This window comes from Pseudomonas sp. GW821-FHT07F01 (genome assembly GCF_059418825.1).
The window spans coordinates 175,557-189,019 of sequence record NZ_JBWKQO010000009.1; the positions used below are offsets into that span (position 1 = coordinate 175,557).

The 13,463-nt window shown below is 57.4% G+C and carries 13 protein-coding genes; 3 read left to right on the forward strand and 10 right to left on the reverse strand.

What is annotated here, in order from left to right; genetic code table 11:
- Window position 1 precedes the first annotated feature (1 nt).
- From kdpC to kdpF, 4 genes are read right to left on the reverse strand one after another with little or no spacing between them, the layout of a single operon-like run.
- The gene (gene kdpC / locus AC07R1_RS29380; protein WP_011062567.1) at window positions 2–547 is read right to left on the reverse strand and encodes a potassium-transporting ATPase subunit KdpC; all 546 of its coding nucleotides are present in this window, start codon (window positions 545–547) and stop codon (window positions 2–4) included.
- Between the two features lie 36 nt (window positions 548–583).
- Window positions 584–2,668 (reverse strand): potassium-transporting ATPase subunit KdpB, encoded by a 2,085-nt coding sequence (gene kdpB / locus AC07R1_RS29385; protein WP_065365464.1) that lies wholly within the window; start codon window positions 2,666–2,668, stop codon window positions 584–586.
- A gap of 10 nt (window positions 2,669–2,678) precedes the next feature.
- Complete coding sequence (gene kdpA / locus AC07R1_RS29390; RefSeq protein ID WP_495111197.1) at window positions 2,679–4,373, reverse strand: potassium-transporting ATPase subunit KdpA; 1,695 nt, start codon at window positions 4,371–4,373, stop codon at window positions 2,679–2,681.
- 11 nt (window positions 4,374–4,384) lie between these two features.
- Complete coding sequence (gene kdpF / locus AC07R1_RS29395; RefSeq protein WP_019092894.1) at window positions 4,385–4,474, reverse strand: K(+)-transporting ATPase subunit F; 90 nt, start codon at window positions 4,472–4,474, stop codon at window positions 4,385–4,387.
- Between the two features lie 342 nt (window positions 4,475–4,816).
- Here kdpF and eat point away from each other — a divergent pair, with 342 nt between their 5' ends.
- Together eat and AC07R1_RS29405 are read left to right on the forward strand one after the other, a co-directional pair.
- On the forward strand, window positions 4,817–6,181 hold the full coding sequence (eat, locus tag AC07R1_RS29400; protein ID WP_011062570.1) for an ethanolamine permease: 1,365 nt from the start codon (window positions 4,817–4,819) through the stop codon (window positions 6,179–6,181).
- Window positions 6,182–6,313: 132 nt separating this feature from the next.
- Window positions 6,314–6,481: a DUF2897 family protein gene (locus AC07R1_RS29405; RefSeq protein WP_011062571.1), complete on the forward strand. Its 168-nt coding sequence runs from the start codon at window positions 6,314–6,316 to the stop codon at window positions 6,479–6,481.
- 44 nt (window positions 6,482–6,525) lie between these two features.
- Here AC07R1_RS29405 and AC07R1_RS29410 read toward each other — a convergent pair whose 3' ends face one another.
- Together AC07R1_RS29410 and AC07R1_RS29415 are read right to left on the reverse strand one after the other, a co-directional pair.
- Entirely contained in the window at window positions 6,526–7,377 is an 852-nt protein-coding gene (locus tag AC07R1_RS29410; RefSeq protein ID WP_011062572.1) for an urea carboxylase-associated family protein, read from the reverse strand.
- 15 nt (window positions 7,378–7,392) lie between these two features.
- Window positions 7,393–8,046, reverse strand: coding sequence for a GntR family transcriptional regulator (locus AC07R1_RS29415; protein ID WP_041119412.1), 654 nt, complete (start codon window positions 8,044–8,046; stop codon window positions 7,393–7,395).
- Between the two features lie 193 nt (window positions 8,047–8,239).
- Between AC07R1_RS29415 and AC07R1_RS29420 the strand changes: the two genes are divergently transcribed.
- Window positions 8,240–8,800, forward strand: a complete 561-nt coding sequence (locus tag AC07R1_RS29420) for a TetR/AcrR family transcriptional regulator (RefSeq protein ID WP_072442838.1) — start codon at window positions 8,240–8,242, stop codon at window positions 8,798–8,800.
- 25 nt (window positions 8,801–8,825) lie between these two features.
- On the opposite strand, the gene AC07R1_RS29425 is transcribed toward AC07R1_RS29420, so the two are convergent.
- From AC07R1_RS29425 to AC07R1_RS29440, 4 genes are all read right to left on the reverse strand, one after another.
- Window positions 8,826–9,620, reverse strand: a complete 795-nt coding sequence (locus AC07R1_RS29425; RefSeq protein ID WP_103289558.1) for an SDR family NAD(P)-dependent oxidoreductase — start codon at window positions 9,618–9,620, stop codon at window positions 8,826–8,828.
- 201 nt (window positions 9,621–9,821) lie between these two features.
- Entirely contained in the window at window positions 9,822–10,151 is a 330-nt protein-coding gene (locus tag AC07R1_RS29430; RefSeq protein WP_125063004.1) for a ComEA family DNA-binding protein, read from the reverse strand.
- 111 nt (window positions 10,152–10,262) lie between these two features.
- Window positions 10,263–12,257 carry a polysaccharide biosynthesis protein gene (locus tag AC07R1_RS29435; protein ID WP_495111198.1) on the reverse strand — a complete coding sequence of 665 codons (1,995 nt, stop codon included), beginning with the start codon at window positions 12,255–12,257 and terminating at the stop codon, window positions 10,263–10,265.
- A gap of 83 nt (window positions 12,258–12,340) precedes the next feature.
- Entirely contained in the window at window positions 12,341–13,357 is a 1,017-nt protein-coding gene (locus AC07R1_RS29440) for an MraY family glycosyltransferase (protein WP_495111199.1), read from the reverse strand.
- Window positions 13,358–13,463 lie beyond the last annotated feature (106 nt).

A 13,463-nucleotide genomic window follows, 5' to 3' on the forward strand; every position in this document is an offset into this window, starting at 1 on the left:
GCTACAGCTGTTCCAGGGCCAGGTTCAGGGCCAGTACATTGACCACCGGCGGCCCCACCAGCGGCTGCTCTATATGGGCGTCCACCAGGGCCTGCAACTTGGCTGGCGACAGGTTGCGCGCCGCCGCGACCCGCGCCAGTTGATAGTCAATTGCCTGCGGTGGCAAGTGTGGATCGAGGCCGCTGCCCGAAGTGGTCAGCAATGCCAGGGGCACCGGCCCCTGCCCCGGTACCAGGAGCTTGCCGGCATCCTCGATCACCCTCGTGGCCAGGGCCGGGTTGCTCGGCGCCAGGTTGCTGGCGGAGCTGGATACCGTGGCAAAGGCCCCCGCCGAAGGGCGCGGATGGAACCAGGCATCACCGACGAAATCCTGGGCGATCAGGGCCGAACCCCGCACCCTGCCGTCGGCATCGCGCACCAGGCTGCCATTGGCCTGTTCCGGGAAGGCCAACTGGGCCACGCCGGTCACCACCAGGGGATAGGCCACACCGGTGATCAGGGTCATCAACACAATCAGGCTCAAGGCCGGACGCACTACGCTAGTCATTTCTCACTCCTCGATTCGTTCAGATCTGCAGGCCGGTTACACCAGGTGCAGCGCAGTCAACAGCATGTCGATCAGCTTGATCCCGACAAAGGGCACGACGATGCCACCCACGCCGTAGATCAACAGGTTGCGCCGCAGCAGGTGCGCGGCACTGGCCGCCTGTACCCGCACCCCACGCAATGCCAGGGGGATCAGCACCACGATGATCAGGGCGTTGAACACGATGGCCGAAAGGATTGCGCTCTGCGGGCTGGCCAGCCCCATGATGTTGAGCACCCCCAGCTGTGGATAAATCGCCGCGAACAGCGCCGGCAGGATGGCGAAGTACTTGGCCACGTCGTTGGCGATGGAGAAGGTGGTCAGGGCACCCCGGGTCACCAGCAGCTCCTTGCCGATCTGCACCACATCCAGCAGCTTGGTCGGGTCGCTGTCCAGGTCGACCATGTTGGCCGCCTCGCGCGCCGCCTGGGTGCCGTCGTTCATGGCCATGCCGACATCGGCCTGGGCCAATGCCGGTGCGTCGTTGGCGCCATCACCGCACATGGCCACCAGACGCCCGTCGTTTTGCTCGTGGCGAATGCGCGCCAGCTTCTTCTCCGGCGTGGCCTCGGCCAGCACATCGTCGACTCCGGCTTCGGCGGCAATGGCCGCGGCGGTCAGCGGGTTGTCGCCGGTCACCATCACGGTACGGATACCCAGTTTGCGCAACTCGGCGAAACGCTCGCGAATGCCGGGCTTGACCACGTCCTTGAGGTGAATGGCGCCGAGCATCCGGCCCTCGGCACAGACCAGCAGCGGGGTGCCGCCGCTCTGGGCGATCTTGTCGATCTCCCGGGACAGGGCCGGTGCCAGCTCGCTGCGTTTGAGGCCGACGAAACTCAACACCGAATCCACTGCACCCTTGCGATAGACCCGGCCCTGGTAATCGACCCCGGACAGTCGGGTTTCAGCGCTGAAAGGCACTGCCGTCAGCAGATCGCTGCCCGGCTCGGGCTGTGGATAAAGCTCCCGCAGGTACTCGACGATGGACTTGCCTTCGGCGGTGTCGTCCGCCAGGGAGGCCATCAAAGCCGCTTCGGCCAGTACCTGGGCACTGACACCCGGCGCCGGGTAGATGGCGCTGCAACGGCGGTTACCGAAAGTGATGGTGCCGGTCTTGTCCAGCAGCAACACGTGCACGTCCCCCGCCGCCTCCACCGCACGCCCGGACTTGGCGATCACGTTCAAGCGCACCAGGCGGTCCATCCCGGCAATCCCGATGGCCGAGAGCAGGCCGCCGATGGTGGTGGGGATCAGGGTCACCAGCAGCGCCACCAGGAACACCAGCGGCAGGCTGCCATTGGCAAAGTGGGCGAAGGGCTGCAGGGTCACCACCACCAGCAGGAAGATCAGGGTCAGGCCGATCAGCAGGATATCCAGGGCCACTTCGTTCGGTGTCTTCTGCCGCTTGGCGCCTTCCACCAGAGCGATCATGCGGTCCAGGGTCGACTCGCCAGGGTTGCTGGTAATGCGCACCAGCAGCCAGTCGGAGACCAGCCGGGTATTGCCGGTCACCGCCGAACGATCACCGCCGGATTCCCGGATCACCGGAGCCGATTCACCAGTGATTGCCGCTTCGTTGACCGCGGCGATACCTTCGATCACCTCGCCATCGCCGGGAATCATTTCGCCGGCTTCGACCCGCACCACGTCGCCTTTGCGCAGATTGACCGCCGGCACCAGCTGATAGCTGCCGTCGCTGGCCCGGCGGCGGGCGCTCAAGCCCTCACTGCCGGCCTTGAGGCTGTCGGCGCGAGCCTTGCCGCGGCCTTCCGCCAGGGCCTCGGCGAAGTTGGCAAAGAGCACCGTGAACCACAGCCAGAGAGCAATCTGGGCGGCGACGAAGGTCGGCACTGCGGTGTCCGGAATGAAACACAGCACGGTGGTCAGGATCGCTGTCAGTTCCACCACCAGCATCACTGGCGAGCGCTGCAACTGGCGCGGGTCAAGCTTGACGAAAGCCTGGATCAGCGCCGGGCGCCACAGGGCAGAGATTGCGGTACTCGCCACTTCGGCCTTGGCCGGCTGGCTCTTGGCGAGCGCATCGGCGGCTTTGTTCGAGGCAGGAACATGCATATTCATCATCAGGTCCTCAGAAGCCCATGCTCAGATGTTCGGCGATTGGGCCCAGCGCCAGGGTCGGCAGGAAGGTCAGGCCGCCCACCAGCAAGATGGTCACGGTCAGCAAGGCCACGAACAGCGGGCCATGGGTGGGAAAACTGTTCTGGCCGATGGGTGCGGTCTTCTTCATCGCCAGGCTGCCGGCCAGGGCCAGCACCGGCAGGATGTAGCCGAAGCGACCGATCAGCATGCCCAGGCCCAGCATCAGGTTATGGAACGGGGTATTGGCGCTGAAGCCACCGAACGCCGAGCCGTTGTTGGCGCTGGCCGAAGTGTAGGCGTAGAGCAGTTGACTGAAGCCATGGGCCCCCGGGTTGCTGATGGCTGCTGCCGGCCCCGGCAAGCTGGCGGCCAGGGCGCCCAGCACCAGGACGCCGATGGGCATCACCATCAGGGTCACTACCAGCAACTGCACCTCCTTGGCCTGTAGCTTCTTGCCCAGGTATTCCGGGGTGCGACCGATCATCAGCCCGGCCAGGAACACTGCGATCAACACGTTCAGCAACATTCCGTAGAGGCCCGCGCCGACGCCGCCGAAGATCACTTCGCCGACCATCATGTTGATTAGCGCCACCATGCCGCTCAGCGGGTTGAGGCTGTCGTGCATGCCATTCACCGAACCGTTGGAGGCCGCAGTGGTGGTCACCGACCAGAGCACCGTGGCAGTGGTGCCGAAGCGGGCTTCCTTGCCTTCCATGGGCGCAGCCTGCTCTACCGCTGCGTTCTGCAACGCCGGGTTGGGTTGATACTCCGCCCACAGCGAGGTAGCACCGCCGATCAGGAACAAGGCGAACATGCAGGCGATGATCGCCCGGCTCTGACGCAGGTCCTTGACGTAATGGCCGAAGGTGAACACCAGGGCCACCGGAATCAGGATGATCGATACCAGTTCGAACAGATTGCTCCAGGCCGTGGGGTTCTCGAACGGGTGCGCCGAGTTGACGCCGAAGAAACCGCCACCGTTGGTGCCCAACTGTTTGATGGCAATCTGACTGGCGGCCGGGCCCAGCGGAATGACCTGGTCATTGCCCTGCAGGGTCAGGGCGTCCACGTAATGGGCAAAGGTCTGGGGTACGCCCTGCCAGACCAGGAACAGCGCCAGCAGCAGGCACAGCGGCAGCAGGCCGTAGAGGGTGGCGCGGGTCATATCGACCCAGAAGTTGCCCAGGGTGCGCACCGAACGCCGGCCAATGCCGCGGCACAAGGCAACCAGCACCGCCAGCCCGGTGGCAGCGCTGACGAAGTTCTGCACGGTAAGGCCGACCATCTGGCTGAGGTAGCTCAGAGAGGCTTCGCCGCTGTAGGACTGCCAGTTGGTGTTGGTCATGAAACTGACTGCGGTGTTGAACGCCAGCGTCCATTCCTGCCCCGGAAGATGCTGCGGATTGAGCGGCAGGTGATCCTGAAACAGCAAGATGGCAAACAGCAGGACAAACCCGGCCAGGTTGAAGGCCAGCAGAGCCAGGGTGTATTTCTGCCAGCTCTGCTCAACCTGTGGATCGACCCCGGAGATTCGATAGCAGACACGCTCCACCGGGCCCAGGACCGGGGTCAGCCAGGTGCGCTGGCCCTCCATCACCCGGTAGTAGAAGCGCCCCAGCCAAGGTGCGGGCAACAGCACCAGAGCGAAGAAGGCGAGGATCAGCCAATAGTCATAACTGTGCATAACCGCAGCTCCTAGTTCCGATCCGCGCGCAGCAGCGCAACCAATAGATAAATGAACAGGCCCACTGCCAGCAGCAGCGACACCGCGTCCAGAATGTTCATGGAATGTCTCCGTGGTACGGCGATTGCCGCGAATGCAGACATTGTCCGCAGGGTGCCTGTAAAGGAACGAGATCGACGGGGCGGGCAGCGCATAAAGAAAGCGTAAAGACTGGCGTCATCCAGCCTTTACGAGGGGCGATGAAGCGCATCGCTCGCCTCTGGAGCGCGGCTGCCCCGATGCGAGGCATCACGCCCCCATGCACTGAAGGTCAATAGTGCTAAAAATCGGCGAAACATCCTCGATACGACAGCTTTTCGTGCTTTACGACGGTGCTCCAGGAACTGGCATGGGCACTGCACAGAACAGCCGCGAGCACGTCCTAATCGTTCAGGGAGCAACCGATGAACACACAACTCAAGCCCACCTTGGGCACGCTGCATTTATGGGGCATCGCAGTCGGACTGGTGATTTCCGGGGAGTACTTCGGCTGGAGCTATGGCTGGGGCGTGGCAGGAACCCTGGGGTTTCTCGTGACCTCGCTGATGGTGGCAACCATGTATACCTGCTTTATATTCAGTTTCACCGAGCTGACCACGGCGATTCCCCACGCCGGCGGCCCGTTTGCCTACAGCCGTCGCGCCTTTGGTGAAAAAGGCGGCTTGATCGCGGGGCTGGCCACCCTGATCGAATTCGTCTTCGCCCCTCCCGCCATCGCCCTGGCCATCGGCGCTTACCTGAACGTGCAATTCCCGGCCTTGGATCCGAAACATGCGGCGGTTGGCGCCTACATCGTATTCATGGGCCTGAACATTCTCGGGGTGAAACTGGCAGCCACCTTTGAACTGGTGGTCTGCGTGCTGGCGGTGGCCGAACTCCTGGTGTTCATGGGCGTGGTGGCCCCGGCCTTCAGCTTCAGCAACTTCGCCCTCAACGGCTGGGCAGGCGCCGACGCCTTCGGCGCCCCGGCAATTGCCGGGATGTTCGCCGCCATTCCCTTCGCCATCTGGTTCTTCCTGGCCATCGAAGGCGCGGCCATGGCTGCCGAAGAAGCCAAGGACCCCAAGCGCACCATTCCCAAAGCCTATATCAGCGGCATCCTGACCCTGGTGCTGCTGGCCATGGGGGTGATGTTCTTCGCCGGCGGCGTGGGGGACTGGCGCAGCTTGTCGAACATCAACGACCCGCTGCCCCAGGCGATGAAGACCGTTGTGGGTGACAGTTCCGGCTGGCTGCACATGCTGGTATGGATCGGCCTGTTCGGCCTGGTGGCAAGTTTCCACGGGATCATCCTCGGCTATTCGCGCCAGTTCTTCGCCCTGGCCCGGGCCGGTTACCTGCCTGCCTCCTTGGCCAGGCTGTCGCGCTTTCAGACGCCACATCGGGCGATCATCGCCGGCGGCCTGATCGGCATCGCCGCCATCTACAGCGATGGCCTGATCAACCTTGGCGGCATGACCCTCACTGCCGCCATGATCACCATGGCGGTGTTCGGTGCCATCGTGATGTACATCATGAGCATGCTCAGCCTGTTCAAACTGCGCAGGGCGGAACCGAATCTGCCACGCAGCTTCCGCGCCCCGGGCTACCCGCTGGTGCCGGCCATCGCCCTGGCACTGGCCGCGGTCTGCCTGGTGGCCATGGCTTGGTTCAATGCCCTGATCGGCCTGATATTTCTGGTGTTCATGGCCCTGGGCTTCATCTACTTCCTGCTAACCGGGCAACTGCGGGCCGACGCGCCGGTGGACGCCATGCTCACCGGCCGTTGAACCGCGCTCTGCTCGCACCAGGCGGATCAGGCATACAATGGAACCACTGCGAAGCGCTTTAACTCAAAGCGTTATAGGCAGGCCCGAAGGCGAACCTTCGCCTGCGGGCTACTGCCCATTAAGGAGAGCCCTATGCCCTGGTATGCCTGGTTGATTCTGGTGGTTGCTATCGGTTCTATCGTTGGCGGCTTGATGATGCTGCGCGACACCGCCAACAAGGTCGAGCTGACCGATGAGCAACGCAAGCGCGTGGCCGAGCGCAACGCACAAATGGATGCCAAGGAAGCGCAGGATCGTTAAGCCTACAGCCCCTTCACCCTAACGTGCAGGGGCTGCCTGGAAGCTCAGCGCTCCCATTCGGCCTTGGCAATGTGCAACCCGTGCTGGCCCTTATAGGCTGCACGTTGCGGCTGGCTCCAGCCTTCGAGCAGCGATTCGTCCAGACGATAGATTTCCACTCCCAGTGGACGGCACACGCTTAACGGGTCCTGGGCTTCAGGCCCCCACATCGGCAAGGACAGATCTCCGCCCGGACAGGTCGACAATGCACAGAGCAGGTCGATTTCGGCGAAGAACTCCAGATAATCCCCCTTCTGCGCCGGGCAGGCCTTCATGAAGTACATGTCGTCATGGTTCAGGCCCGTGCACTGGAAGATGTTCAACACATCATGCACATCGAACTCGGTCAGGCCATGAGGCAGCACTGCCCGCGTCAGGTTGGAATGGCAGTGATGGTGAAAGTCCTCGCCGGTAAGCATGCGATTCACATAGGGGTCGCAACGGGTACCCAGTAGATCGTGCAGGCGGCCACCATGCTCGTCGATGCCGTAATGGGCCAGGCTGTCATCGGTGATGGTCACCAGCGGCCGCAGAAAAGGCAGGTTCGACCAGAGCCGGTCGTGGGTACTGACATGCGCCCCCTGCAACTGCCGGGTGCGCGCAGCCCAGAGGCGCTCACGCGGATCGTTGGCATTCCATACGTTGAAGTCGCCCACCTGCGGCCCTACCGGGGTGGTCACCCGAAATACGTGCCCGGCGGGCACCTTCCAGGCGCGTCCGGTACGGATCGGAACCTCGAACTGCTCGATCAGATGGCGTTGGCCCTGATTGTGCCGAATGCGTTCGTAAAACGCCTTGTCCACCTGTAGCGCCGAACCTTTGCTGACCTGATAAGCCGCTGGATAGTCTTTGTACATGGGTATCGCCCTCATTCAGTGACACAGGGATTGGTCGAGCATGTCCAACAGCAGGCGCTCCGAGTCGTCCAGGTACAACTCCATGGCCTCGATGGCGGCCGCCTTGTCACCCTCCAGAAGCCATTCATGGATCTGTCGGTCGCGGACCAGCCAGGGCGCCTGAAACCGCGCCTCATCCGGCGCCGTACAAAACACCAGGCGCAACTGCGCCACCACGTTAGTGAAGAACTCATCGAATAGTGGCGAGCCCAGCAACCCCACCACATGCTGGTGAAAACGCAGGCCATGGGTTCCCACGGCGCGCCAGTCCTCGCGCTCCCGGGCAAGCTCCGCCGCTTCGATGGCATCGAGCATGCGATCGGACTGGTACTCGCGTAGCGGGCGAGCATTGGCGATGGCCTGCAACTCCAGGGTACGGCGCACTCGGAACAGATCCCGCACGTCATCAGCACCAAGGCGACGGACCACCACGCCTTTGTGCCGCACGTACCAGGTCAGCCCTTCCTGCCCCAGGCGGTGCAGGGCTTCACGGATGGTATTGCGTGAGGCGTTATAGGCACTGACCAGCTCGCTTTCCACCAGCGCCATTCCGGGCAATAAACGACCACCGATGATGTCAGCCCGCAGTTCCACAGTAATGTGGTCCGCCAGGGATAGTCCGTCGCTCATGGGGGCACCTCACGATTGTTCAACAATTCATGAACAGCAGGTAATCACTTATCGTGCCAACTTCAATCACCCCCTTATGCCCTCACGAAAAGCTGTCGGGAAGCTGTCAACGCTGACAATCCCTGCCTAGAAGTAGGGGCATGATCTGATAATCCTTGGTTAAAATGGCCTTCTAGTTGCGGAGGTTTCTCAAATGCGTTACTCGCCAGACCATAAAGCCCAGACTCATCAACGCATTATCAAGGAAGCTTCAGAACGTTTTCGGCGTGACGGGATAGGTGCAACAGGTCTACAGCCCCTGATGAAAGCCCTGGGGTTGACCCATGGCGGCTTCTATTCCCACTTCAAGTCCAAGGATGAACTGGTAGAAGAAGCCCTGCGCGCCGCCGCCCAAGAGCTGGACGCCCATTGCGCTGCACTGTTCGCACAAGAGCATCCACTGCCAGCCTTTATCGATAACTACCTCTGCGAGTGGCACCAGAAGTCCCCTCATCAAGGCTGCCCGCTACCGACCATGAGCTCGGAACTCGGCCAGCGCGGGCAACCCAGTGCGACTACAGATGAGGTGCTCAACACCAGGCTGGAACAACTAGAATCGGTGCTGGAAGGCGAACAGAAAGCCGAGCGAAGCCTGATGCTCATGTCCACCTTGGTCGGTGCACTCATGCTTTCTCGTAGCGTGGAAAACCCGGAGTTGGGAACTCGGATACTGGAGGTGGTTCGCGAGGGCCTGAAGGAACAGGAGCGGCGCTGAAGCGATCCGCTCCAACCTACTCTTCTTATTTATAGCGAGCGGCCGCACTGCTCCTGGACAGATTGGGGCCAAGAGCCAAGCGCGCCGCCACCAAAGCCTGCCAATCCGCAGGATCGGGTAGCGAAGGCAATGTAATCAACTCACCCTGATCCAAGCCGCTCAACGCCGCATCGACCATCTCCTGTACCTCCATCACCATTTCCGCCGGAATGGCCTTGGCATCGAGCCCTGAACGCTCCCAGATTTCGGTACGAGTGACACCCGGCAAGACAGCCTGTACACGAACCCCGCTGCCCTTCAACTCAGCCTGCAGCGACTGAGTCAAACTGAGTACATATGCCTTGGTTGCACTATAAGTCGCGTTGAAACGCTCAGGAATCAAGGCCACCACCGAGGCAATATTGATAATCGCCCCACGCCCAGTCGCAGAGAAACTCGTTGCAGCCACCCCGGCCAGCCGGGTCAGTGCCACTACATTGAGCTGAATCATGTGCTCCATCTGATCCAGGTCGGCGCCAGCCAAAGCCCCGTTGGCAGCTACTCCCGCATTGTTCAGCAGCAAGCTGATACGGGAGTCGTCGCGCAAACGTTGCTCGACATTCAGTAAGTCCTTCTTAAGCGTCAAATCCGCCTTCAACACCTCCACTTGCACGTTATATTTATCGCTCAACGCATTGGCTGCCACCTTCAAACGTCCCTCATCCCGAGCAACCAGCAACAAATCAAAACCTCGCGCCGCCAGTCGCTCGGCATAAACCGCTCCAATACCGGATGAGGCCCCAGTGACCAATGCTGTACCTTGGGATTGAATCGAACTCATAGCTGGACTCCTGACAATGCATGAAAGTAATGAGCGCCTTCGGCCAGAAACATTTGGCGCCCAAAAATATTATTACCATAATATTTTCGAGCCATCATGAAAATAATCAATCCAGGCGATAGAGATTCACTGTCAGCTACCCCACTCATGAAATACAAAAGGCCGGTCAGAGACCGGCCTTCAAACGTTATGCGGGAGAACTCAATTGACTTCGAGCTTATCCAGATTTCGTTCCAGAATTGCCCTGCCAATCCCCTTGACCTCCAGCAACTCGTCCACCGAAGCAAAGGGCCCATTTTCTTCCCGATAAGCGACAATCGCCTTGGCCTTGGCAGCCCCCACCCCATAAAGCTCGCGTTGCAGCACAGCCTCATCCGCCGTATTGAGGTTGACCTTGCTCGCTTGAATCGGCGCCTGCTCCGCCACTTGCGCAGAACCGGGCTGGGTCTGGGGACCCGGCGCTGCTTGAGTGACAAGTGCAAAGCTGGCGAGAAAAGCAAAGATCAATGAGGTGAAAAAAGAGTTACGCATAGTGACGCTCCATGACATCGAGTAAGGAAAGCAGCTTTCCAAAGCTGCCTTCCAAACCTAGGTTGATGCCACGAGCAAATCAAAAGCCAGAGAGTTACTGCTTATGTAGATTCAAGGTTTGAGACGACGCTGCTGATAGACCCAGTCGACGATTTCACCATCCGGTGTGTAGCCACTTACGGTCTCGCGAAGCAACTGGCGAACTCTTGCATAGTCGTCCAACTCAAGGGCTGCAAGGAGTTCAGCGAGCTTCAGCTTGAGTGTTTCCCACGGTAGATGATCCTCGTTGGCACTCATGATCATCGGGTGCTGAGTAGCGGCGACGTTGTCTCCAATCAGCAACTCTTCGTAAAGCTTTTCACCAGGCCGCAAGCCAGTAAATTCAATCGCGATATCACCATGAGGATTTTTCTCCGAGCGAACACTCAGCCCGGAAAGATGAATCATTTTTTCTGCCAGCTCGACAATTCTGACTGGCTCGCCCATATCCAATACAAATACGTCCCCGCCCTGCCCCATCGAACCTGCCTGAATGACCAATTGGGCAGCCTCTGGGATGGTCATGAAATAACGGGTGATCTTTGGATGAGTGACCGTCAACGGGCCACCAGACTTGATCTGCTTATGGAATAGCGGAATAACCGAACCTGAAGAGCCCAGTACATTCCCGAAACGGACCATGGTGAAACGAGTTTTATTAACCCGTGACACATTTGACAAATCATCGAACAGAACCGGGGCCAGCTCCTTGCTCAACGCCTGCAACGTAAGCTCCGCCAGTCGTTTGGTGCTACCCATGACATTGGTTGGGCGAACCGCCTTATCCGTAGAAATCAATACAAAGTTGGCTACACCACATTGCAGGGCAGCCTGCGCGGTATTGAGCGTCCCCATGACATTATTAAGTACACCTTCAGCGATATTATGTTCTACCATCGGAACATGCTTATATGCAGCGGCGTGATAAACCGTATCGACGCTCCAGGTTTTCATGACTGACAGCAACTTTTCGTAGTTGCGTACGGATCCAAGAATTGGCAATATTTTTACAAGTCGAGACTCTTTCGATACACGCTGCTCAAGTTCGGACAAGATACTGTAAAGATTGAACTCACTGTGATCGAGCAATAATAGAGAAGTAGGTCCCAAGGTAATAATCTGGCGGCATAGTTCAGACCCAATAGACCCACCCGCGCCTGTCACCAGAACAGTTTTTCTTTTAATGCAATGCGCTAGTAAATCCTCTTGTGCAGGGACAGAATCGCGCCCTAGCAAATCTGCGATATCTACCTCTTGAATATCATCTACCTTCACCCGGCCACTGGCCAAATCCATAAAGCCGGGGACACTTCGAACATGAAGAGGAAAGCCTTCAAGAAAACCAAGAATCTCTCTACGGCGACTGCGAGTAGATGAGGGAATCGCCAAAAGTATTTCTTCCGCTCCCGTTTCGTCGATCATCTGTTGCAAATACTTGGGTTTGTATACCTGTAGTCCAGCAATCATGCGGTCAGCAATACTGCTATCATCATCGATAAATGCTACAGGTCGCATGAAACGCCCCAATCTAAGTGCCGCGACTAGCTGATTACCTGCCGACCCCGCACCATAAATAGCTACCTTGAGTAAACCATCATCTCGATTGGCAAACGGTACGTGCTGAACAGCTGTAAACCAATCGCCTAGAAAATATTGGCGCATGGCTAACCGTAAACCACCAATCATTACCATGCTCAGCCACCAGTAATTAAATACAATTGATCGAGGAACCACAGCCTGGTGATTACTATAAAGATACACAACCAACGAGAGAATCAGAGAAGATAAAGTTACGGCTTTTATAATTGTGATAAGGGCATCATTACCAAAGTAGCGCATAACTGCGCGATACATCCCAAACCTCACAAACAAAGGAATTGCAATTATCGGAGCACTTACAAACAGCCAGAGGTGAAGAAAAAAAGGATTATTAAGATCTTCAAACCCTAACCTCACAACAAAAGCCGCCCACAACGCAATCCACACCAAGAAAATATCAACAACCACTTGAAGCACACGCTTCTTTCTACGGGAAAGACTTAATAAAAACGACCGAATTTTATCCATAATTCCGATTAAACCTCATACCCTCGAAAATCAGCCAAAGCATAATACACGACGAACCAATAAATTAGAAAGCATGTATTATTTCATCCGAGTTTTTCTACAGCCCCTGCGTGAAACTTTATGGCAAGAAGGCATAAAGGAAAATAAGCAATTAACAGACCTAGCATACCATCCAAGCCGAAGATACTTACACACATAGCAATCGGCATTAACCAAAGCGCATTGATAAGAACCACAGCAAGAGTAACGGGTAAATGACGACCAACTTGACGAGATGCATATTGGTAAGCATGACTACGGTGCGCTTCGTAGACCTTATCCCCACGAATAAGACGGCGAAGTAAAGTAAAAGTCGCATCAACAACAAAAACGCCAAGCAAAATCAACCAAATCCACATTAAACGAGGGGAAGACGATGCAGCCTGAAGAGACAGGATCCCGAGGACTAAACCCAAGAAACCGCTACCGGCATCTCCCATGAAGATACGTGCAGGAGGGAAGTTCCAATAAAGAAAACCTGATACTGCAGCAACCAATAAAAAAGAAGTTGAAAGCAGCCCACTATCCCCGCTCAACCAATAAATCACACAAGCACCACCACAAACACTTATTGCTTCAGCACTAGCAATTCCATCAATTCCGTCCATAAAATTATAAAGATTAATCAACCAGACAAGGTATAAAGCTCCCAGCAAATACCCAATCCAATCCAAACTAAAAACGACACCAAATACATCAATCGAGGGTACCGTTCCTAACCAATACAAGGCCCAACCAGCACCAGAAAAGTGAGCAAGCAATCTCCACCGAGCAGCGATATGCCCATGATCATCGAGAAATCCAACCAAGGCAATGATCCCCCCCGCCCCCAGCAAACTTATTACCGTAGGCCAAGTTGTAACCCCCATCAGCGCAAGCAAAGGCAACGCTATCAGATAGCTTATGACAATAGCCAAGCCCCCACCACGAGGTGTCGGCAACAAATGAGAGCTACGCTCATTAGGTATATCAATCAGGCTACTAGCAATGGCATATCGACGTAAAGCTCCGGTAAAAAGTAACGAGCAGAAGAAAACCGCCGTAAACAAAACTCCAATCATAACCTTCCTCGAACCATTACCGATAGGACAACACTAACGATAGATAAAATCTATAAATTCACAAAACCAAGAAAAATGATGAATCTTACGCCACACTCAATACTAC